The sequence below is a fragment of the Kribbella sp. NBC_00662 genome (genome assembly GCF_041430295.1).
Classification (GTDB): Bacteria; Actinomycetota; Actinomycetes; order Propionibacteriales; family Kribbellaceae; genus Kribbella.
The window spans coordinates 6,169,030-6,190,679 of the sequence record NZ_CP109029.1; the positions used below are offsets into that span (position 1 = coordinate 6,169,030).

The 21,650-nt window shown below is 68.5% G+C and carries 21 protein-coding genes; 10 read left to right on the forward strand and 11 right to left on the reverse strand.

Annotation, left to right across the window (positions count from 1 at the left end):
- Position 1 precedes the first annotated feature (1 nt).
- Positions 2-283 (forward strand): SRPBCC family protein, encoded by a 282-nt coding sequence (locus OHA10_RS30565; protein ID WP_371402216.1) that lies wholly within the window; start codon positions 2-4, stop codon positions 281-283.
- On the opposite strand, the gene lexA is transcribed toward OHA10_RS30565, so the two are convergent.
- Positions 280-933: a transcriptional repressor LexA gene (gene lexA, locus OHA10_RS30570; protein WP_371402217.1), complete on the reverse strand. Its 654-nt coding sequence runs from the start codon at positions 931-933 to the stop codon at positions 280-282. The genes OHA10_RS30565 and lexA overlap by 4 nt on opposite strands.
- Before the next feature lie 70 nt (positions 934-1,003).
- On the opposite strand from lexA, the gene OHA10_RS30575 reads away from it, so the two are divergent.
- Positions 1,004-1,801 carry a TIGR02569 family protein gene (locus OHA10_RS30575; protein WP_371402218.1) on the forward strand — a complete coding sequence of 266 codons (798 nt, stop codon included), beginning with the start codon at positions 1,004-1,006 and terminating at the stop codon, positions 1,799-1,801.
- Here OHA10_RS30575 and OHA10_RS30580 read toward each other — a convergent pair.
- Positions 1,759-2,967 (reverse strand): Cmx/CmrA family chloramphenicol efflux MFS transporter, encoded by a 1,209-nt coding sequence (locus tag OHA10_RS30580; RefSeq protein WP_371402219.1) that lies wholly within the window; start codon positions 2,965-2,967, stop codon positions 1,759-1,761. The genes OHA10_RS30575 and OHA10_RS30580 overlap by 43 nt on opposite strands.
- A gap of 52 nt (positions 2,968-3,019) precedes the next feature.
- Positions 3,020-3,595 carry a TetR/AcrR family transcriptional regulator gene (locus OHA10_RS30585; RefSeq protein WP_371402220.1) on the reverse strand — a complete coding sequence of 192 codons (576 nt, stop codon included), beginning with the start codon at positions 3,593-3,595 and terminating at the stop codon, positions 3,020-3,022.
- Between the two features lie 219 nt (positions 3,596-3,814).
- Here OHA10_RS30585 and OHA10_RS30590 point away from each other — a divergent pair, with 219 nt between their 5' ends.
- Complete coding sequence (locus OHA10_RS30590) at positions 3,815-5,779, forward strand: glycoside hydrolase domain-containing protein (protein WP_371402221.1); 1,965 nt, start codon at positions 3,815-3,817, stop codon at positions 5,777-5,779.
- Here OHA10_RS30590 and OHA10_RS30595 read toward each other — a convergent pair.
- Positions 5,772-6,647 (reverse strand): LysR family transcriptional regulator, encoded by an 876-nt coding sequence (locus OHA10_RS30595; RefSeq protein WP_371402222.1) that lies wholly within the window; start codon positions 6,645-6,647, stop codon positions 5,772-5,774. The two genes, OHA10_RS30590 and OHA10_RS30595, sit on opposite strands and share 8 nt — an antisense overlap.
- A gap of 85 nt (positions 6,648-6,732) precedes the next feature.
- Here OHA10_RS30595 and OHA10_RS30600 point away from each other — a divergent pair, with 85 nt between their 5' ends.
- From OHA10_RS30600 to ctaD, 3 genes are all read left to right on the forward strand, one after another.
- Positions 6,733-7,533 (forward strand): alpha/beta fold hydrolase, encoded by an 801-nt coding sequence (locus OHA10_RS30600; RefSeq protein ID WP_371402223.1) that lies wholly within the window; start codon positions 6,733-6,735, stop codon positions 7,531-7,533.
- Positions 7,530-8,330 carry an LLM class flavin-dependent oxidoreductase gene (locus tag OHA10_RS30605; protein WP_371402224.1) on the forward strand — a complete coding sequence of 267 codons (801 nt, stop codon included), beginning with the start codon at positions 7,530-7,532 and terminating at the stop codon, positions 8,328-8,330. The genes OHA10_RS30600 and OHA10_RS30605 overlap by 4 nt, the downstream gene beginning before the upstream one ends.
- A 66-nt stretch (positions 8,331-8,396) precedes the next feature.
- Complete coding sequence (ctaD, locus tag OHA10_RS30610; protein WP_371408011.1) at positions 8,397-10,124, forward strand: cytochrome c oxidase subunit I; 1,728 nt, start codon at positions 8,397-8,399, stop codon at positions 10,122-10,124.
- Positions 10,125-10,173: 49 nt separating this feature from the next.
- Here the strand turns inward: ctaD and OHA10_RS30615 are convergent, their stop codons facing one another.
- Positions 10,174-11,046 carry a helix-turn-helix domain-containing protein gene (locus tag OHA10_RS30615; protein ID WP_371402225.1) on the reverse strand — a complete coding sequence of 291 codons (873 nt, stop codon included), beginning with the start codon at positions 11,044-11,046 and terminating at the stop codon, positions 10,174-10,176.
- 107 nt (positions 11,047-11,153) lie between these two features.
- On the opposite strand from OHA10_RS30615, the gene OHA10_RS30620 reads away from it, so the two are divergent.
- On the forward strand, positions 11,154-11,375 hold the full coding sequence (locus tag OHA10_RS30620; protein ID WP_371402226.1) for a hypothetical protein: 222 nt from the start codon (positions 11,154-11,156) through the stop codon (positions 11,373-11,375).
- A gap of 17 nt (positions 11,376-11,392) precedes the next feature.
- Here OHA10_RS30620 and OHA10_RS30625 read toward each other — a convergent pair whose 3' ends face one another.
- A complete protein-coding gene (locus tag OHA10_RS30625; RefSeq protein WP_371402227.1) occupies positions 11,393-12,067 on the reverse strand; it encodes a class I SAM-dependent methyltransferase in 675 nt (224 codons plus the stop codon).
- Positions 12,060-13,607 (reverse strand): ATP-dependent DNA ligase, encoded by a 1,548-nt coding sequence (locus OHA10_RS30630; RefSeq protein ID WP_371402228.1) that lies wholly within the window; start codon positions 13,605-13,607, stop codon positions 12,060-12,062. The genes OHA10_RS30625 and OHA10_RS30630 overlap by 8 nt, the downstream gene beginning before the upstream one ends.
- A gap of 105 nt (positions 13,608-13,712) precedes the next feature.
- Here OHA10_RS30630 and OHA10_RS30635 point away from each other — a divergent pair, with 105 nt between their 5' ends.
- Positions 13,713-14,621: a hypothetical protein gene (locus tag OHA10_RS30635; RefSeq protein ID WP_371402229.1), complete on the forward strand. Its 909-nt coding sequence runs from the start codon at positions 13,713-13,715 to the stop codon at positions 14,619-14,621.
- Positions 14,622-14,624: 3 nt separating this feature from the next.
- On the opposite strand, the gene OHA10_RS30640 is transcribed toward OHA10_RS30635, so the two are convergent.
- On the reverse strand, positions 14,625-15,587 hold the full coding sequence (locus tag OHA10_RS30640; RefSeq protein WP_371402230.1) for a Dyp-type peroxidase: 963 nt from the start codon (positions 15,585-15,587) through the stop codon (positions 14,625-14,627).
- 46 nt (positions 15,588-15,633) lie between these two features.
- On the opposite strand from OHA10_RS30640, the gene OHA10_RS30645 reads away from it, so the two are divergent.
- Positions 15,634-16,782, forward strand: coding sequence for a lysostaphin resistance A-like protein (locus OHA10_RS30645; RefSeq protein ID WP_371402231.1), 1,149 nt, complete (start codon positions 15,634-15,636; stop codon positions 16,780-16,782).
- A 44-nt stretch (positions 16,783-16,826) separates the two neighbouring features.
- The gene (locus tag OHA10_RS30650) at positions 16,827-17,531 is read left to right on the forward strand and encodes an HAD family hydrolase (protein WP_371402232.1); all 705 of its coding nucleotides are present in this window, start codon (positions 16,827-16,829) and stop codon (positions 17,529-17,531) included.
- Between the two features lie 79 nt (positions 17,532-17,610).
- Here the strand turns inward: OHA10_RS30650 and OHA10_RS30655 are convergent, their stop codons facing one another.
- The 3 genes from OHA10_RS30655 to OHA10_RS30665 form a co-directional block, all read right to left on the reverse strand.
- A complete protein-coding gene (locus OHA10_RS30655) occupies positions 17,611-18,570 on the reverse strand; it encodes an RNA polymerase sigma factor RpoD/SigA (protein WP_137255243.1) in 960 nt (319 codons plus the stop codon).
- 258 nt (positions 18,571-18,828) lie between these two features.
- The gene (locus OHA10_RS30660) at positions 18,829-20,910 is read right to left on the reverse strand and encodes a S9 family peptidase (protein ID WP_371402233.1); all 2,082 of its coding nucleotides are present in this window, start codon (positions 20,908-20,910) and stop codon (positions 18,829-18,831) included.
- Positions 20,911-20,919: 9 nt separating this feature from the next.
- Entirely contained in the window at positions 20,920-21,630 is a 711-nt protein-coding gene (locus tag OHA10_RS30665) for an alpha/beta hydrolase family protein (RefSeq protein WP_371402234.1), read from the reverse strand.
- Between the last annotated feature and the right edge of the window lie 20 nt (positions 21,631-21,650).

Genomic DNA, 21,650 nt, shown 5'->3' on the forward strand with positions numbered 1-21,650 from the left:
AATGGGATCGATCGGCGGCCGCGAGCGGGACGTGACGTCACGGCTGACCGAGTTCGACCCGCCGCGGGCCTGGGCGGTGCACGGTGACGAGGGACCGATCCGCTCCACGGTCAGGGTGTCCGTCGAGCCGATCGCCGGCCGCGACGCAAGTACGGTGACGATCGACCTCGACTTCCAGGGTCACGGCATCGGCAGGCTGATCGTGCCGCTGATGGTGATCCCGCAGTCGCGCAAGGAGATGGTGCGGAACATGGCGCGGCTCAAGACCAACCTGGAGCGCTAGACGCTGCGCAGTACCGACACGACGATGCCGAGGATCGAGGCGTTGTCGCCGTCGATGACGTCGTACTCCGGGTTGCGCGGCTCGAGATAGACGTGACCGTTGCGGCGGCGGTAGACCTTCACGGTCGCTTCCTCGTCGATCATCGCGGCGACGATCTGGCCGTTGTGCGCCTCGGACTGCTGGCGGACCACGACGATGTCGCCGTCGCAGATCGCGGCGTCGATCATCGACTCGCCGCGGACGCGGAGGCCGAACACGGTGCCGCGTCCGGTCAGCCCGCGGGGGAGTTGCATGACGTCGTCGACGTGCTCGATCGCGGAGATCGGCGTACCGGCCGCGATGTCGCCGACCACCGGCACCGGCACGTTGTCGTCGCTCGTGGTCTGCGTGCTCGACTCCTGCAGGAACATCCGGACGTCGATCGGCCGCGAGACCGACGGACTGCGGCGGAGGAAGCCCTTCTCCTCGAGGCTGGCCAGATGCTTCGACACCGAGGACGAGGACCGCAACCCGACCGCGTCACCGATCTGCCGGCTGCTCGGCGGATACCCGTGCCGGGTCACCCAGTCGCGGATCACCACCAGGATCCGCTGCTGCCGCTCCGGAAGGGCCGCGGTGTCGAGGTCGCCGAACAGGTCGAGATCAGTCACCGCAGAACCCTATAGCTCCAGGACCTAAAACCTGGTGAGCCCCGCGCGGTGTTCATGGCAGGGTGCGCGCATGGCTGGTCCTTCCGCTAAAGTCCTCGACGCGTTCGCGCTGACCGAGCCCGCAGTCCTGTTGCCTGGTGGGCAGGGGGAGACGTGGCGATCCGGAGACGTCGTGCTGAAGCGTGCTGTTTCGGAGACCGTCTGGCGGGCCGAGGTGCTGGCCGACCTGCCGGAGTCGGACGAGTTCCGGGTACCTCGGCCCGTGCGGAGCCGGAGCGGTGAGTGGATCGCGTTCGGGTGGGAAGGCAGCTCGCTGTTGGACGGGGCTACTGATGTCGGGCGACAAGACGACGTGCTGCGGGCGGCTGAGGCTTTCCATGCAGCCGTTGCGGGGTTCCGGCGGCCCGACTTCCTCGATGAGCGCAGCGATCCGTGGTCCGACGGCGATCGGATCGCGTGGGGCGAGCAGCCGTACGACGGGAGTCCGGCGTACGTCGAGTTGGTCGGGCTGCTTGTCGATGCCTGGCGGCCGGTCGAGTTGGCGGAGCAGGTCGTGCATGGCGATCTGCCGGGGAATGTGATGTTCGCCGACGGGCTTCCGCCGGCGATCATCGACTGGCCGGTGTACTGGCGACCGCCGTCGTGGGCGTCGGCGGTTGCCGTTGCGGACGCACTGTGCTGGTACGGCGCCGAGCCCGGGCTCGCCGCCCGCTGGGCGCATCTGCCGGAATGGGGTCAGATGCTGATCCGCGCGCTGATCTACCGGATAGCGACCGACGACCTGGCAGGCGGCGCCGCCACCTGGACCGAAGCCCGTCGCTCGGGCTACGCGCCGGTGATCGAACTGGCGCTGTCGTACGCCGGCTGAGCTGCGCTCGGCCGGTCGGCCCGGGCTCGCCCGGCGGCCCGGATCGCGAGCGGAATGGTGCCGAAGGCAAGTACTCCGAGTCCGGCGCCGATCCAGCCCACCGACGAGTACCCGGCGCCCGCGTCGAGCGCGAGCCCGCCGAGCCACGGACCGACCGTGATCCCGACGTTGAACGCGGAGATGTTGAACGCCGCGGCCAGTGTCGGCGCGGATCCGGCGACGCTGAACACCCGCGAGTTGACCGCCGGGTTGGTCGCGAACCCGAACGTCCCGACCGCGATGATCGCCGGTACGGCGAGCCACGGCGTACCCGTCGTGAGCGCGAGCACGACCGCCGCGACGATCACGCCGGTCAGGCTGAGCACCAGCGTGCTGAACGGACGCCGGTCCGCGGTCCGTCCGCTGATCGTGATGCCGATCAGCGCGCCGACGCCGTACAGCGCCAGGATCGCGGGCACCCAGCCGGCGGACAGTCCGGTGGTGTCGGTGAGCAGGGGAGCGAGGTAGCTGAAGATCACCAGGATCGCGCCGGTCGACAAAGCTGTAGTGCCGTACGCGAGCCACAACTGCGGATTCGCCATACTGCGCACCTCCTGCCGCAGCTCCGGAGTGCGCTCCGCCCGGCCGCGCGGGATCGTCGCGACGATGCCGATGATCGAGAGAGCCGACAGGATCGCGACCGCCCAGAACGCGGAGCGCCAGCCGAGGTGCTGCCCGAGCAGCGTTCCCGCGGGCAGGCCGACGATCGTGGCGACAGTCAGCCCGCCGGCCAGGACACTCATCGCCTTGGCGCGCGCTTCGGGCCCGGCGAGTTCGATCGCGGTCACCGATGCGACCGCCCAGAATCCGGCATACACGAAGGCCCCGGCGACCCGGGTCGCGAGGAGTACGCCGTACGACGAGGTCAGGGCGCCGGCCACGTGGGTGAGCGCGAAGATCGCCAGGAACGCGAGCATCGCCGCGCGGCGGGACCAGCGCAGCGTGGTGACGGCCAGGATCGGCGCACCGACGAGCATGCCGACGGCGAATGCCGAGATCAGCAGACCGGCAGCAGGGATCGAGACGTCCAGGTCGGTCGCGATCTCGGGGAGCAGTCCGGCGAGCATCAGCTCGGACGTGCCCTGGGCGAAGATCGCCAGGCCGAGCAGATAGACAGCGCGAGGCATGAGGTCCTCTCGTATTGGATCGTTCAGTGCAAAACGTGGGCAGGGGAGACGATCAGAAGCTGCGCAGAGTCGCCTCGACGACGGCCTGCTGGCCGGCGCGGTCGGCGCCGCGTCGAGCGGCGACCCGGAGGCCGCCGAGAACGGTGAAGACGTACGTCGCGAGCCCGGTCGCGTCCTGCTCCGGGTCGACCTCGCCACTGGCCTGCGCCGTCCGGATCGCGTCCGTCAGGGCAGCCAGCTTGGTCTCGTGGTCCCGGTCGAGCAGGTCGAGGATCTCGGCGTCCTTCGGGCCGAGCTCGACGATCGTGTTGATGACGAAGCAGCCCGTCGGGTCGTCGGGCTCCGGCTCGACGGCGGTCCAGAGGATCCGCCGCACCCGCTCACGGATCGGCACGGTGGCGTCCTCGATGACCTCGAGCTGGGCGGCGGTGAACTGGTCGACGTACCGCCGGAGGGCTCGGTCGAACAGATCGCGCTTGCTGCTGAACGTGTTGTAGATGCTGCTCCGGCCGAGGCCGGTCGCCTCGCAGAGGTCCTGCGTCGAGGTCGCTTCGTAGCCGGCCGTCCAGAACACCCGCATCGCGGCGTCGATGGCGCGATCCTCGTCGAACGTCCTCGGTCTCGGCATGACTTCGAGCCTAGCACGTTATGGACTGAGCGATCCAAAACATCCCGCCGAACGGGTGAACCACCTGCGCCGATAGCATCCGGGCATCGAGGCGAGTGCCGGATGCTCTTCGACAAGAGCGCAGGTACTCGCTTTCACTTGGGGGCTCTGATCGTCGATCATCTGGGGAGCACTGTGAGGTTGTTCAGACCTGGGGGGCTGGCACTCGCCCTCGCCCTGGTGGCGGGTACCACCGCTGCCACTTCAGCCGTCGCGGACGAGACCAAGACCGTCTCGTACCGTGGCTACCAAGTAACTGTCCCGGCCAACTGGCCGGTGGTCGACCTGACCGCCGACCCGACCGCCTGCGTCCGGCTCGACCAGCCCGCGGTGTACCTGGGCCGCAGTACGTCGCAGGCCAACTGCCCGGCGCATCTCGTCGGCCGCAGCTCCGGCCTGATCCTCGAGCCGCTGACCACGAACACGCCGTCCAGCGACGGCCTGCTCCGGCGCGCGGTCACCGATGCCGGAGTACTCGCGACCGCGTACTACGCACCGGGCGCGGAGGGTGCGGCGGGCGACGTGCTGGCCACCGGCCGAGTGGTGACGAAGACGCCATCCGCCCGGGTTGCGGCACCCGCCGCGGTCACCCCGTCGGTGGTTGCCACGGGCAACTTCGCGGGCGATGGCTTTGACGCGTGCACCGCGCCGCCGCAGTCCACGATGGACGCGTGGCGACCGAAGTACCAGGGGATCGGCATCTACATCAGCGGCGGGCTCCGGGCCTGCGCGCAGCCGAACCTGACCGCCGACTGGGTGGCCACGAACGCGAGCAAGGGCTGGCAGTTCCTCCTGATCGACGTCGGCTACCAGGCGCCTTGCACGACGTACAAGAGCCGGATGTCGTCGGTCGCGTCAACCGCCTTGATCCAGGGCCGCAACGCTGCGATCAACGCGGTCGCCGCGGCGCAGGCGCTCGGGTTCGCCCAGCGCAGCGCGATCTACACCGACCTCGAGCCGTACGACTCGACCGCAGCGTGCAAGGCAGCGGTCCTGTCGTATGTGAGTGGTTGGACCCAGGAGCTGAACTCGCGGGGTTACCTGGGCGGGGCTTATGTCAACGCTGCACACGGAAGCGCCGACCTGGTGAGCGGCTACACGAGCACGGCGTACACGCGGCCGGACAACATCTGGATGGCCCAGTGGAACAAGACGCCGGGCACGATGTCGGTTCCGGCGACCTACTGGAGCAATCACCAGCGCGTGCACCAGTACGACAGCCTGAGTGAGACCAATGGCGGCGTCACGATGTCGATCGACAAGAACTACCTGAACCTGACGGCCCCGCCGCCTCCTGTCACCAGCTTCAGCGTCACCGGCGGAGTTGCGGCGGCGACGCTGCGGTGGACGAAGCCGGCGGGTGTGACTCTTGGCCAGATCATGGTTCGCAGTGCGGTCGGCTCGACTCCGCCGCCGCTGCCGACTTCCGGAACTGCGGTCTACAACGGCTCGGCCAGCCTGTTCACGCAGACGGGGCTGTCGAACTCGGCCAGCTACGCGTACCGGGTCTGGGTGAAGGACAGCAAGGGCAAGATCGGTCCCGGTGTCGACGTGAAGCTCGTCGGCTCGAAGGCCACGATCGGCGCCAGTGCGGCCTCGATCATGTACACGCAGGCGGTCACGCTGTCGACGGCCGTCAGTCGGCTGGACGGTGTGAAGCTGGCCGGCGTACCGGCGGTGCTGTACGCGAAGGCCAAGAACGCGAGCAAGTGGTCGACGGTCGGATCGTTCACCACGGACGCCAACGGCATCGCGTCGACGTCGCAGAAGCCGGCTGTGTCGACGTACTACATGTGGGGCTACAACGGCGGCGGTGCTGTGCTCGGCACGCGCAGCACGGCTCCGCTGGTCCAGGTGCATCCGGCGCTGTCGGCGTACCTCACTCCGGGTGCGATCAAGCTGGGTGCGTCAACGTTGCTCTACGGGTACCTGAACCCGCCACACGCCGGTACGACGGCGTACCTGCAGCGGCGCTCCGGTACGACCTGGGTGGCGGTGACGACCGGGAAGCTGACGACGAACGGGAAGTACGCCTTCAGCATCAAGCCGACCGCACGCGGCACCTACACCTACCGCGTGGTGTGGCTCGCGGACGCTGACCACCAGGGGACGCAGACCGCGTCGAAGGTGCTGACTGTCAGTTGAGGGCGAGGCCGGCCGCCGCACTCCGCGCGAGCTCGATCGCGTGTGCCGCAAGCGGTGAGTGCGTGCGGCCGGCCTGCCACAGCAAGAAGATCTCCCGCGCCGGGAGCTCGGGTGTGAGTTCATGCAGCGTGAGGCTCGGGTCGTCACGCAGTACGGCGAGACGTGGCGCGAGGGCCGCACCGAGGCCGGCGCGGACCATCGCGAGCAGCGCCTCGTTGCCCTCGGTGCGGAACACGAACTGCGGGCGGATGTCGCGGGCGCGGAGGAAGTCCTCGACCACCGCTTGGTGGCAGATCGCCGGATGGGCGACCAGCGGCAGGCCGTCCAACTTCTCGAGCGGGACCGGTCCGGCGGGGAAGTCGCCCGGGCGCGCGACCAGGACGTACGGGTCGTCGAGCAGTTTGAGGTCCTCGATGGTGTCGTCGGTGCGGCCGTCGAAGAACATCAGATCGAGGCCGGTGAGATCGGGATCGTCGGTCTCCTCCTCGAACAGCCGGATGTCGCAGCCCGGATGCGCGTCGCGGAGGCCGCGAATCACCTGCGGCAGCAGCGTGTTCGAGACGGTCTGGAACGTGCCGATGTCGATCCGGCTGTCGCCGGCCCGGAAACGTTCGATCCCGTCGCTGAGCTCGTCGGCGCGGCGCAGCAGGTCGCGGGCGTGCTGCAGCAGGACGGCGCCGAGCGGAGTGATCCGCACCGGCTTCGGCCCACCCGGCCGGTCGAACAGCGGCCCCTGGGCGGCCTTCTCGAGGACTGCGATCTGCTGGCTGACGCTCGACTGGGTGTAGCCGAGCCTGCTCGCGGCACGGCCGAACGATCCCTCGTCGGCGACGGCAGCCAGCGTCGCCAGATGACGCAACTCGTACATGGCCGCACTCTATCGCCATTGGCGATCGCTTCGATAAGAATCAATCGCTTTTCACGATGTGTGTGCGGCTTCTACGGTCGTGGGCATGGAGAACCTCTACTCGGTCAACGGCATCGAACTCTGCGCGGAGACGTACGGCGATCCGGCCGACCCCGCCGTCCTGCTCATCCACGGCGCCACCGCCTCCATGCTGTGGTGGGACAGCCGGTTGTGCAGCGAACTCGCCGCCCGCGGTCGGTTCGTCATCCGCTACGACCAGCGCGACACCGGCCGGTCGACCTCCTTCCCGGTCGGGGAACCGGGCTACGCGATGAGCACTTTGGCGGCTGACGCCGTCGGTCTTCTCGATGCCCTGGGCATCGAGAAGGCGCACGTGGTCGCGCAGTCGATGTCCGGCGGCATCGCGTTGATCCTCGGCGTCGACTACTCATCCCGCGTCGCGTCGCTGACCTTCGTTTCGACGAGCACCGGTGATGACGGACTCCCGCCACCGTCGGTGTCGTATCCGGCTACGCCCGATCTCGGCGACCCGGCTGCCGTCGAGGAGTACGTCGTACGGTCGATCGAAGCCGAGGCAGCGGGACATTTCGACGAGACCGCCGCTCGTGCTCTGGTCCGGCGGGACATGGCCCGGGCTCGGAACTACGAGGCTTCGCTGACGAACCACTTCGCGATGACCTTCGACGGCCCACGCGACGGCGGCTTCGGCGACCTGACCATGCCGGTTCTCGTCCTGCACGGAGACGCCGATCCGCTGCTGCCTTTGCCGCACGGTGAGGCAGTGCGAGACGCGGCACCGGGTGCTCGGCTCGTGGTGCTGCCCGGCATGGGGCACGGGTTGTCGGCGCCCTACTGGAAGACCTTCGTGGACGAGGTGGCGTCATGAAATTTGCGATCTGGCTGCCCTTGTTCGACGAGTTGTCCGATGCGCGCGAGGTCGCTGGGCTGGCAGCGGCGGCCGAGGGGGCTGGGTGGGACGGGTTCTTCCTCTGGGACCAGCTGTGGTGGCGGGAACCGGTCCGGCTGGTGTCGGATCCGTGGATCGCGATGAGCGCGATCGCGATGGTGACCGAGCGACTCCGGATCGGGCCGATGGTCTCGCCGATCGCGCGCCGCCGACCGACCAAGTTGTTGCGTGAGACAACGACTCTGGACCGGCTCTCGGGTGGCCGGCTGACGCTCGGCGTCGGGCTGGGCAGCGACCGGTTCGCGCAGGAGTACTCGAAGACCGGTGAGGAGGTGAACGACCGGGTCCGGGCCGAGCGGATGGATGAGATGCTGGACATCCTCACGGCGGGTTGGACTGGGGAGCCGGTGACGCATCACGGCAAGCACTATCTGGTCGACGACGTGCAGTTCCTGCCGCGGCCGGTCGCGGGCCGGGTGCCGGTGTGGATCGCCGGATTCCCCGGGAATGCGAAGCCGATCCGGCGAGCAGCGCAGTACGACGGCTTCTTCCCGGTCAACCTCACGTCGCCCGACCAGGTCGCCGAGCCGGCCGCCGTACTGCGTGAATTGCGCGGCAATCTGGACAATTACGACATCGCGGTGGCGCTGGAACCGGACGTCGATCCGCGTCCGTACGCCGACGCCGGGGCCACGTGGTGCCTGATGGACGTCGACCCGGCCACGCTGCGACTGGCCGACGTACGCGCGGTGATCGCGGCCGGTGCTCCGCGGTAAGGGGTGTTCCTCGCGGGACCATAGGTGTCTAATCGAATCGTGGCCAGCGTCAGTGGACAGGCTGGGATCACCGAGCGCACCGGAACGACTGCTGTCGGATTACGACGGCGGCCACTGGGCCAGGTGATCGGCAAACTCTTGTCGACGACCGATCACAAGGTGATCGGCCAGTTGTACCTGGTCACGTCGTTCATCTTCTTCCTGATCGGCGGCATCATGGCGCTGATCATGCGCGCCGAGCTCGCCGAGCCGGGGCTGCAGCTCGTGAACGAGGAGACGTACAACCAGCTCTTCACCATGCACGGCACGATCATGCTGCTGCTGTTCGCGACGCCCCTGTTCGTCGGGTTCGCCAACGTGATCATGCCGGTGCAGATCGGCGCCCCGGACGTGGCGTTCCCGCGGTTGAACATGTTCAGCTACTGGCTGTTCCTGTTCGGCGGGCTGATCACGATCGGCGCGTTCCTCACCCCGGGCGGCGCGGCCGACTTCGGCTGGACGGCGTACTCGCCCTTGTCGAACGAGGTCCGCTCGCCGGGTATCGGGGGCGACCTGTGGATCATGGGCCTGTGGATGGCCGGTCTCGGCACGATCCTCGGCGGCGTCAACTTCGTCACCACGATCATCACGATGCGGGCGCCGGGGATGACGATGTTCCGGATGCCGATCTTCTGCTGGAACATCCTGGTCACGTCGATCCTGGTGCTGATCGCGTTCCCGATTCTCGCGGCGGCGCTGCTGGTGCTGGAGGCGGACAGATCGCTCGGAGCGCACGTGTTCGATGCGTCGAACGGCGGCGCGATCCTCTGGCAGCATCTGTTCTGGTTCTTCGGGCATCCCGAGGTCTACATCATCGCCCTGCCGTTCTTCGGCATCATCACCGAGATCCTGCCGGTGTTCAGTCGCAAGCCGGTCTTCGGGTACATCGGTCTGGTTGCGGCGACGATGGGCATCGGCGCCCTGTCGATCGCGGTGTGGGCGCACCACATGTTCGTGACCGGTGCGGTGAACCTGCCGTTCTTCTCGTTCATGACGTTCCTGATCGCGGTACCGACCGGGGTGAAGTTCTTCAACTGGATCGGGACGATGTGGGGCGGCTCGCTGTCCTTCGACACCCCGATGCTGTGGGCGGTCGGCTTCCTCACGACGTTCCTCTTCGGCGGCCTCACCGGGGTCATCCTGGCCTCGCCGGCCCTGGACTACCAGCTCTCCGACACGTACTTCGTCGTTGCGCACTTCCACTACGTCGTCTTCGGCACCGTCGTCTTCGCGATGTTCGCCGGGTTCTACTACTGGTGGCCGAAGATGACCGGGCGGATGCTCGACGAGCGCTGGGGGAAGCTGCATTTCTGGCTGCTGTTCATCGGCTTCCACACGACGTTCCTGGTGCAGCACTGGCTGGGTGTCGAGGGCATGCCGCGGCGGTACGCCGACTACAAGTCGTTCGAGGGCTTCACCACACTGCACCAGGTGTCGACCGTCGGTGCGTTCATTCTCGGGATCTCTACGCTGCCGTTCTTCTGGAACGTCTACAAGTCGCGGCGGCACCCGCTCGTCGAGGTGGACGATCCGTGGGGGTGGGGCCGGTCGCTGGAGTGGGCGACGAGCTGCCCGCCGCCGCGGCACAACTTCGACCAGTTGCCGCGGATCCGTTCGGACTCGCCGGCCTTCGACATGCACCACCCGGACATCGCGCTCAGCGAGTACGACACCAATCGGACCGACTCGGACGGTCTGCTCGACGCGGGCGAGGACCAGGGGCGGATCGAACACCTCAAGTCGACCGACGACTGATCAGCGCGGCAGGTCAGCAAGTCGACCGACGACTGATCAGCGCGGCAGGTCAGCGCGGTAGGCGCTCGAGCAGGCGGGTCAGCTGCTCGTCGGTCTGCTGTGGTGACGGGCTGCTGGATGCCAGCAGGTCAAGGGCTTGTGTGTAGGCCTCGACGTCGTCGCGCTTGTCCAGATAGAGCGCGCTGGTGAGGTGCTCGAGGTAGACGATGTCGGGCAGATCGCGCTGCGGGAACCGGAGCAGGGAGAACGCTCCGCCGGTTGCCGCGTGACCGCTGCTGGCGAGCGGGATGATCTGAAGCGTCACGTTCGGCCGGGTGATGGCATCGCGGAGGGCGTCGAGCTGGCTGCGCAGTACGTCGAGGCCGCCGATCGGGCGATGCAGCACCGACTCCTCGACCACCGCCCAGAGCTTGAGCGGCGGCTCACGGTCCAGGACGCGTTGCCGGCGGGTGCGCAGCGCGACGATCCGCTCGATCTCGTCGTCGGTCGGCACGCCGGAGGGAGTCAGTCGCGCGACGGCGCGTGCGTACTCCGCGGTCTGCAGCAGGCCGGGGACGAACTGGATCTCGTAGGTCCGGATCAGTTCCGCGGTCGCCTCGAGCCCGAGATACGCGTCGAACCAGTCGGGCGTGACGTCGCCGTACCGATGCCACCAGCCCGGGTCGTTGGCCTCGCGGGCGAGCTCCAGCAGCCGATCCCGCTCACGCGCCTCGTGCACGCCGTACAACGTGAGGAGGTCGGCGACGTCGCGCTCCTTGAAACCGACCCGGCCGAGCTCGAGCCGGCTGATCTTGGACTCAGACGACCGGATCGCCCAGCCGGCGTCCGTCCGGCTGACACCGGCGCGCTCGCGCAGCTCCCGCAGATGACCACCCAGCATCATCCGCAGAGCCGTCGGCCCCACTACGCCTCGCCCCGCCATATCCCGAGTCTACATGATTTTCGAACAGGTGTTCCCATGCAATCTCGACCCACGGGGGCGCCCACGAGGACCTAAGGCCGGCAACTCCGGGAGTTCGGCGTACGGCGATGTGCCGGCGAGGGCTGTCGTACGGCGAGGGAGCTCGCGCCGCGGCGAGCGGCGGGAGTTGTACCGCGACCACGGGCGCGGGCGCCATCGTGCCGCGGCATGCGATCGGGTCCGTCGTACGACGGGATGCGAGCGGGATCGTCGTCCTGCGCGCATGGTCCGACCGGGCCCGCCGTACGACGCGGTCGTCGGGCGCAGGTGCCGGTGCCCCGTCCGGCTGAGGACTTCGGCAGTGTGGCTAGTCGCGTAAGTATTCGGCTCGCCAGCGGAGGATGGTGGGGTCCGTCGGGCTGGGGGCCTGGTCTAGTTGGATCAGGCGGAGGTCGGGGGCCGTGAAGGACTGGATCGTGGCGCGGGTCAGGGGCCAGGGTGGGCCTGCGACGGCTTCGTCGGGTTGGTTGTCGGGGCGGGCGGCGGCGATGACGAGGAGCGTGCCGCCGGGGGCTACCAGTTCGGTTACCTGCTTGATGGCGGCCGGCTGTAGGGAGATCGGCAGCGCCTGCACGGTGTAGATCTCGATGACCAGGTCGAAGGCGCGGTGCCAGTCGGCTGGGGGAGACAAGAGGTCGGCGACGATGTAGTGCGCCTTGGAGTCCGGGTGGTTGCGGTGGGCTGTCTCGATCGCGCTGGGGGAGATGTCGAACGCGGTCGTGTCGTATCCGCGGTCGGCGATCAGTTCTGCGTCCCAACCGGTGCCGGCGCCGACGACCAGTGCGGTCTTGTCGGTGCCGTCGGGCTGGGCCTCGTTGATCCAGTCGATCAGCAACTGGTGTGCCGTGCCGCGGTCCCACGGGACGACGGCGGATCCTTCGGCGGCAGCGGCGTACAGGTGCTCGAACCAACCGGTCGGGTCGTCGCGGTCGAGTGACTCGTGGGCGATGCGGCGAGAGACGACGTCTGGATCCTCATTCATGACTCGAACCTACTTCCGGACCGGCGTGGATCGCGCGCACGGTCTGCACCGTATCAACGTCCTCGGGCCGCTTGTCCTCGCGATAACGAATCACCCGGGCGAACCGCAACGCCATGCCGGCCGGGTATCGCGGTGAGGTCTGCACGCCGTCGAACGCGATCTCCACCACCACCTCCGGGCGGAGGTAGACGGCCCAGTCGTCCCGTCGTACGGCGAGCTCCTGGAAGCGCTCGGTCTGCCAGCGGAGCAGCTCGTCGGTCAGCCCCTTGAATGTCTTCCCGAGCATCACGAACTCGCCGGTCTCCTCGTCGCGCGCACCGAGATGGAGGTTCGACAACCAGCCCGTCCGCCGCCCGTGACCCCACTCGGCAGCGAGCACGAGGAGATCGAGCGTGTGCGTCTGCTTGACCTTCACCCACCCGGACCCGCGTCGGCCCGCCTCGTAAGGCACGGTCAACGACTTCACCATCACGCCCTCGTGCCCGCGCCGCACCGCATCCGCGAAGAACGCCTGCCCGGCCTCCGCGTCATCGGTCACGAGCCGCGGCACCCGGCGCTCCTCGGGCACGAGCTTCGACAGCCAGTCGTGCCGCGCGGCTCCGTCGAGCCCGAGCAGGTCCTGGCCGTCCTGGTGCAGGATGTCGAAGAAGTACGGCGTGAGCGGCACCGACTCCGGCCCCGTGGCCGCACGCGTTGCCGTCCGCGACCCGGTCACCTGGAACGGCTCAGGCCGCCCGTCCGGCCGCAGCGCGATCAGCTCACCGTCGAGCACGACCTGCTGGGCGTCGAGCTCGAGCACTGCGCGAACCACCTCCGGCACGCGTGTCGTGATGTCGTCGAGCGTTCGCGTGTAAACCACGACGCGAGAACCGTCCCGATGCACCTGGATCCGGATCCCGTCCAGCTTCCACTCGAGCGCCGCCGGTGTACCGGTCTTGGTCAACGCCTCCGCCACCGTGGTCGCCGACTGTGCCAGCATCGGCTGCACCCCACGCCCGACCTCGAGACCGAACTGCGCCAGGCCCGCCTCACCCTCGGTCAGTACGGCGACAGCGACCGGAGCAGCCGCCCCACGCAACATCGCCGCGGCCCTGATCTTGTCCAACGGAATCCCCGTCGCCCGCGCGACCGCGTCCGCCATCACGCCGTCGAGCGCGCCCTGCCGCAGCTCGCCGCCCACGAGTTGGCGCAGGAACCATTGCTCATCCGCCGTCGCCCGCGCGAACAGCCCGTCGACGGCCGCCCGCCGCCGCGCCTGCACGCCGGTGCCCGACATCTCAGCCAGGTCCGCGAACGCCTGGTCGACCTCCTCGACCGTCAGTGACGGGTCGGCGGCCGGCGCCGGCGCATCGGCCAGCGTCCGCCAGCCGACCCCGGTCCGGCGCTGCCGCAGCTCGCCGGACAGGTACGTCACGACGATCTCGATCTCGGCGGGCTCGGTGGCCTTGGACAACAAGCCGGCGATGAACTCCGCCTTCTTCAGCCGCGACCTGGTCCCGGCCAGCGCGGCCGACGTCGTGACCACCTCGGAGAGCAACATGAATCCAGTCTGGCCTATGGCACCGACAGGTTGGCTTTCACAACTTTCGAAGTGACACCGGCATCGAGGAGAGCGAGGAAACTCAGCACCGAAGGGGGAACGAGTATGCGAAAGATGATTGCGGCGGCAGCCGGCCTGCTCCTGGCCGCTCCCGTCCTCACCACTATCAGTCCGGCAGCAGCAGCACCCACGGCGACCGCCTGCTACATCCAGGCCGGTTCGGTGACCGCGGGGAACGACCTCGTGAACAAATACGTCCGCGCGACCTCACCCATCTCGGTCAACCCGGTCGACACGATGGCGAAGCAGCCGTTCGGCACCGTCGCCCTGAGCAGCGACTGGGTCTGGGACGACGACTTCGACGACAACACCGCACTGACCGGCGCCGTCGTCACCGGCGGCGTGCTGTACGACGGCGGCCTGCTCACCCAGAAGGGCACCGACGGCAAGGTCGTCAGCAACCAGATGACCCGCATCGGCGGCGGCTGGAACGACTTCCGCACCCTGACCAAGTCCTGGTCGGCGGACGGCGGTAGCAACGCAAGAACGTACGCCCTGCGCAACGACGGCGTGCTCTACCGGTGGTTCGTCAGCGAGGTCAACGGCAAGCCCGCCTGGCGCTCCGCGGGTTCGTACGCCGGGTTCGCGTCGGTGAAGGCGGTCGCGCTGATCAGCCGGACGTCGACGTACGACACCTTGCTGGCGACCACTCGAGGCGGCGCGCTCTACACGATCCGGATCCCCCTGAGCTCGCCGATGAAGCCGGTGGTCAAGGCGCTGCGCACGAGCACCTGGCAGGGCTTCGAGTCGCTGCTGACCACTCGGTGCGGACAGTACGGCACGCTGCTCCTCGGCATCGACAAGGACAGCGGCTCGGCGTACCTGTATGCCGTGGGGCATGCCAACGGAACCGCGACCGTCATCAACAGCCTCGGCAAGGTGCCGGGCACGTTCAGCGACCCGGTGAACTACAGCTGGGCGAGCTTCGTCGACCCGCCGCTGAACGGCGAGTAATCGTCAGGGCGCCGGCGGGAGGTCGTCGAGGAAGTCCGACGTCGGTGTGAAGAAGAGGCCACCCGTGACGGCGGTCGAGAAGTCGAGCAGGCGGTCATGGGTGCCCTCGGGTACGCCGATGAACATCCGGCGCAGCATCAACTCGGTCACCGACGGGCTCTTCGCGTACCCGATGAAGTAGGTGCCGAACTCCTGCGTGCCGATCGTGCCGAACGGCATGTTGTCACGCAGGATCTGCAGCTGGTTGCCGTCCTGGTCCTCGATCACGTTCAGCACGATGTGCGCGTTAGCCGGCTTCTTCGCGTCGGGGAACTCGATGTCGTCGAGCTTGGTCCGGCCGACCGCCTGCTCCTGCTGCTCGACCGTCAGCGCGTTCCACGCCTTCAGGTTGTGCAGGTACTTCTGCACGATGACGTAACTGCCGCCCCGGAAGTCGGGGTCCTCGTCGCCGACGAGTACGGCGGCCTGTGCGTCGGCGCCGGTCGGGTTCTCGGTCCCGTCGACGAAGCCGAGCAGGTCCCGCATCTCGAAGTACTTGAAGCCGTGTACTTCGTCGACGACCGTGGCGGCGCCGTCGAGGACGGTCATGATCTGGCCGGCCAGCTCGAAGCACTGGTCCTGGTGGGCGGCCCGGATGTGGAACAGCAGGTCGCCGGGGGTCGCCGGGGCGTGGTGGGTCGCGCCCTTGAGCTCGACGAACGGATGCAGCTCGGCGGGCCGCGGACCGCTGAAGAGGCGATCCCAGACGTCGGAGCCGATGCTGGTGACGCACGAGAGGTTGCCGTTGGGCACACGGAATCCGACCGACCGGACCAGGCCGCTCATCCGCTCCAGCAGGTCGCGGGTCCGGTCCTCGCCGCCGTCTTCGACCTGGACGACCAGGAAGATGGCCGAGCCGCTGAGCGGCATCAGCACGGACTGCGGCAGTGCGTCCGTCGACCTGGATGTTTCGGGCTCAGTAGCCACCGTGTTTTCCCTCCGTCTGCTTGGCCCGATCTTCTAGAGTCCAGTCATGGACCCGCAACAGCCCGGGCCGCCACCGCACCAGCAACCGCAACCGGGCCCATACTCCCAGCCGGGGCAGTACCCACCGCCCCCGGCCCACCCCGGCCCGTACCCGGAGCAGTGGGGCGCGCCGCCACCCCACCCTCAGCAGTCGGGTGCTCCGGCGCCGTACCCGGTCCAATATGCCTACCGTGAGCCCCGCATCATCCCCGCCCCGCCGGGTACGCCGTTCCACCGGCTGGCGCGTACTCCGAAACACACCTGGTGGCGCCCGATCGTCGGGACGCTCCTGCTCGGCGCCTTCGTCCTGTTCCTGACGACAGGCGTTGTCGTCGCCTGGACGATCGCGCACCGCGTCATCGCCGGGCCGTTCCCGGCTCCGAGCGGCTCGGACATCTTCCCGAGCGACACCGAGAACCTCGCGGTCACCCTGGTGATGCTCGGCATCCTGACCCCGGCTGTCGGGCTGGCCGCGTGGGTCGTCCAGCGCCGGCCGTTCTGGAGCGTCGCCTCGGTCCTGAACAAGATCCGCTGGCGCTGGCTGCTGCTGTGCTGCGTGCCGGCTCTCGGGTACCTCGCGCTGTCGTACGCGATGGGCCTGCTGGTCGACGCGATCTTCCCTCCCGACGATTCGATCGGGAACGACGGCGGGTCGTGGATCGGCTTCGGCGCGTTCGTCGTCCCGGCGCTGGTGATCCTGTTCCTGGTGCCGTTCCAGTCCGCTGCCGAGGAGTTCATGTTCCGCGGCTGGCTGATCCAGGCGGTCGGCGCATACGGCCCGGACAACCCGAACGGCAAGGCCCGATGGCTGCGGACGGCCTTCCGGTCCCCGTGGCCGGGCATCGTGATCGGCGGCGCGGCGTTCGTGTCGGCGCACGGCTACACCGGCTGGGCGATGGCCGACGTGTTCCTGTTCGCCGTCACCGTCGGCTGGCTGACGGTCCGGACCGGGGGACTGGAGGCGGGGATCGCGCTGCACGCGCTGAACAACCTGCTCGCGTTTATGTTGCCTGCGGCAACCGGTCAGCTTTCCGGCTGGGACGAGCAAGGTGGCGCGCCATGGACGTTGCTGGCCTCCGACATCCCGTGCCTGGCGTTCTACGCGTTCGCGATCACCTGGCTGGCCCGCCGGCAGCAGGTAGCCCGGGTGAGCTGAAAACCACGCGAGAACTGTCGGTCCGCTCTGGCAGGCTTTGCCGCGTGACGAACGTGAAGATCGAGGCCGTCCTGTTCGACTGGGGCGGCACACTGGCAACCTGGCACGACATCGACCTGCGCGAGACCTGGCGCGCCGTCGCCGCGGTGCTCGACGAGGACCAGGCCGACGAGCTGGCCGCCCGGCTGGTGGCGGCCGAGGGGTCGATCTGGCTGCGCTCGCGCGACGAGCATCTGAGCAGCACGCTCGAGGAGGTGTGCAAGCTGGCCGACGTCGTCCTCAGCCCGGCGGCCCAGGCGGAGTACGACCGGCAGTGGGACCCGCACACCGAGCTGGACCCGGACGCCATCGACACGCTGCGCGAGCTGAAGGCGCGCGGCCTGAAGGTCGGCGTGCTGTCGAACACCATCTGGCCCCGCCGGCGGCACGAGGAGATCTTCGCCCGCGACGGCGTCCACGAGCTGCTGGACGGCGCGGTCTACACCAGCGAGATCCCGCACACGAAGCCGCACCCGGAGGCGTTCCTCGCGGCGATGCGTGCGGTCGGTGTCTCGGAGCCGTCACGCTGCCTGTTCGTCGGCGACCGGCTCTTCGACGACGTCTGGGGCGCGCAGAACGTCGGCATGCGGGCCGCCCACCTGCCGCACAGCGCGATCCCGACCGAGCAGATCGGCCACACGGAAGGTACGCCGGACGCCACGATCCAGCGCCTCTCCGAGCTCCCGGCGCTGCTCGACAGCTGGAACTGACCCGGATACACCCGGGAACACCGAAGGACCCCCGAGCCGGATCACGGCTCGGGGGTCCTGAGGGGTTTCGGAGTGGGTGTTACGCGGCCAGCGTCGGGTCTGCCATCAGGCGCAGGCGGCCCAGCGCCTCACGCTCGATCTGGCGGACTCGCTCCGCCGAGATGCCGTGCACTGCGCCGATGTCGGCCAGCTTGGCCTGGCGGCCGTCGTGCAGGCCGTAACGGCGCCGGATCACGTCCGCGGACCGCGGGTCGAGCTGGTCGACCAGGCTGAACAGGCCCGAGCGGTCGGACGCGTCCGCGACCAGCTGGTCCGGACCCGGCGCGGTCTCGGCCGCGATCAGGTCACCCAGCGAGGTCTCGCCCTCGTCGTCGACCGGGCTGTTCAGGCTGATGTGGTCCCGGCCGATGCGGATCAGTTCGGTGACCCGCTCCTCGTCCAGACCCAGCTCCGCCGCGATCTCGTCGATCTCCGGCTCGCGCCCGAGCTTGCGCTCCAGCGTGCGCCGTGCCGACCCGATCTGGTTCAGCTGCTCCACCACGTGCACCGGCAGCCGGACCACTCGGGCCTGCTGCGCGATACCGCGGGTGATGGCCTGCCGCACCCACCAGGTCGCGTACGTCGAGAACTTGAAACCCTTCCGGTAGTCGAACTTCTCCACCGCGCGGATCAGTCCCGTGTTGCCCTCCTGGACCAGGTCCAGCAGCGGCATCTGGGACCGCCCGTACCGGCGGGCGATCGACACCACGAGCCGGAGGTTCGCGGTCACGAACCGCTGCTGCGCGCGCCGGCCCGCTTCGGCCAGCCACTCCAGCTCCTCCTCCGTGGCATATTTGGGCGCTCCGCCCTTCTTACGTCCAACCCGCCCCTCGGCCAGCAGTTGCTCCGCAAGGAGTCCTGCTTCGACCGTCTCAGCGAGCTCGACCTCTTCCTCAGCCGTCAGCAAAGGCGTGCGCGCGATCTCTTCGAGGTAGAGACCTACACTGTCCTTGCCGTCGATACCGTCGTCCGTCGACCGGACACGAGCCATGCGAGCCACCGAAACTCCCTTCGTCGTTACATGGAGAGCAACGCTCGAGTAGGGTTCAAGATTCCGGTACCAGTGTGTAAACACCCTGAAGGTTCCCTGAGAGTTCCCGGCAGTGATTCCGCCGTGGAAACCGGTGTCCCGCAGCCCCGCTGCGATATTCGGCCCGACACCCCGCACCGAACCTGAGAATCCGGACAGAAAACCGCCTCCGGATGTGTTGCACAACACACATCCGGAGGCGGAAATTCCCGCTTTTCGGCTCGGTTTTCAGCTGAGTCCGAGCGTGTCCAGCTCCCAGGCCAGCGAGAACGCGACCTCGCGCCAGGCGTCGTACCGCCCGCTGCGGCCACCGTGACCGGCATCCATTTCCGTCTTCAGCAGTACGTCGGGGTCGCCGCTCGCGGTCGCCCGGAGTTTCGCCACCCACTTCGCCGGCTCGACGAAGAACACCCGGGTGTCGTTCAGGCTGGTGATCGCCAGGATGCGCGGATAGTGCTGCGCGGTGACGTTTTCGTACGGCGAGTAGGACTTCATGTACTCGTAGACGGCTTTGTCCTCGAGCGGATTACCCCATTCCTCCCACTCGATCACGGTCAGCGGCAGCGACGGGTCGAGGATCGTGGTCAGCGCGTCCACGAACGGGACCTCCGCGACGATTCCGCCGAATGCCTGCGGGGCCAGGTTCGCGACCGCGCCCATCAACAGCCCGCCGGCGCTGCCGCCCTGCGCGACGATGCGTTCCGGCCTGGTCCAGCCGGCTTCCACCAGGTGTTCCGCGGCGGCGATGAAGTCGGTGAAGGTGTTCCGCTTCGTCAGCATCTTGCCGTCGTCGTACCAGTGCCGGCCGAGCTCGCCGCCGCCGCGCACGTGCGCGATCGCGAACACCACGCCGCGGTCGAGCAGCGACAGCCGCGGGATCGAGAACCACGGATCCATCGACGACTCGTACGACCCGTAGCCGTACAGCACGACCGGCGCGTTCCCGTCCTTCGCGACGTCCTTGCGCGCGACCATCGAGATCGGCACCTTCGTCCCGTCCGGTGCGGTCGCCCACTCGCGGTACTGCGTGTACGCGGTCAGGTCCACGCCGCCGAGCACCGGCTGCTGCTTGAGCAGCCGCCGCTCGCCGGTCGCGACGTCCACGTCGTACGTCGAACCAGGCGTGACGAGCGACGTGTACCCGAAGCGGTACCGGGTGTCGTGCCACTCGTCGTTGCGGCCGGGGGAGACCGTGTAGATCGGCTCGTCGAACTCCAGTACTTCGGGCTCGCCGAAGCCGCCGTCCGACCGTCGCATGATCGCGAGCTCGGTCAGCGCGTTGCGCCGCCGGTAGAGGATCACGTGGTCGGCGAACGCGTCGGTGCCGAGCAGGCGGCTGGTCTCGTCGCCCTCGATCAGCGTCGTCCAGTCGCCGGGGGAGTCCAGCGGCGCGGACGCCAGCGAGAAGTTGGCGGCATCCGCGTTGTGCGTGATCAGGAGCTGGTCGCCGGCGTGCTCGACGTCGTACTCGACACCCTCGCGGCGCGGGGCAACGACAACCGGCTCGCCGGTCGGGTCCTGTGCGTCCAGCAGCCAGACCTCGCTGGTGAGCTTGCTGCCGAGCGCGATCATGATCGCCTGCTCGTTGCGGGTCAGGTCGACACCGACCCAGAACCGCTCGTCAGGCTCCTCCATCACCAGGACGTCGTCCGTGGCGCCGAGCGTGTGCCGCCAGACCTGATACGGCCGCCAGGCGTCGTCGACCTTCGTGTAGAAGATCGTCGAGCCGTCCGCGGACCAGGCCGAGCCGTAGTGCACCTCGGGCAGCTCGTCGGGAAGCAGTTCGCCGGTGCTCAGATCCTTGATCCGCAGCGTGAAACGCTCGTCGCCCTTGAGGTCGACGGAGTACGCGAGCAGGCGGCCGTCGGGGGAGACGTCGACGGTGCCGAGCGAGAAGAACTCGGAATCGCCGGCCACCTCGTTCCCGTCCAGCATCACCTCTTCGCCGGCGATCTCTCCGTCGGTCGCGGGCGGCTCGTCGCCGTCCACCTTGACCCGGCAGTGCAGCGAGTACTGCTGACCCTCGATCGTGCGCGAGTAGTACCAGTACCCGCCGCGCCGCGCCGGCACGCTCAGGTCGGTCTGCAGCGTCCGGTCCGAGATCTCCCGAAAGATTGCCTCACGCAACGATTCCAGATGGGCCGTGCGCGCCTCGGTGTACGCGTTCTCGGCGCGCAGGTACCCCAGCACCTCGTCGTCGGTCTTGTCCCGCAACCACTCGTACTCGTCGACGAACACATCGCCGTGGTGCACCCGCTCGACCGGCTTGCGGGCAGCAACCGGCGGCGTGACAGATGAAGTCTCGGACATGCCGCGAGACTACCCGCGCACGCAGATGCTTACCGCATCCAATCCGGCCCTGACCGCACCCCGCGACTCCTCGGTGTGATCGAGTACGTCGAACCCGTGCCTGCCGTTCGGCACCTCGATCACCTCGAGCCTCACCCCGGCCGCCCGCGCAGCGTCGATGAACGGCGGCTGGGTCGGCGCTACGTCGGCCAGCTCACGCCCCACCACAGTCATCACCACCGGCAGTCCCCGCGCCCCCTTGACCGCTTCGACCGGATCCACACCTCGTACTGTCACCAGCCCGGAGTCGCCCAGCACCGGGTAGGTCAGCGCGACACATCGGAGCCACTCCGGCGGACTCTGCAGGAACGCGGCGGCCAACGGCCCGCTGCCGGAGAAGAACCACAGCGCGACGCGCTCGCCGTCCACCCGCGGATGCGCACGGATGGCCTCGATCGCGCCCGCCAACGCGGCGTTGGAGCGGTCGTCGTCCGGACGCCCGTCGGGGCTGTGGTCGACGGCGGCAGCGACGCAGCCGCGGTCGGCGAGTTGGCCGGCGTAGCCCTGGTAGATGTTCCACTTGCTCGGGAGCGGTCGGCCTTCAGCGGAGTACGGCACGCCGTGGATCAGCAGAACCGCGGGCGCCGGCTCGGTCGCACTCGGGAGGTAGAGCTCGAGGCCCTCGTGGGTTTCACGGGCGACGTCCGGGGTCGGCAGGACGAAGGCTGGATCTTCGGGCATGGCTCCCACCGTAGGTCCGG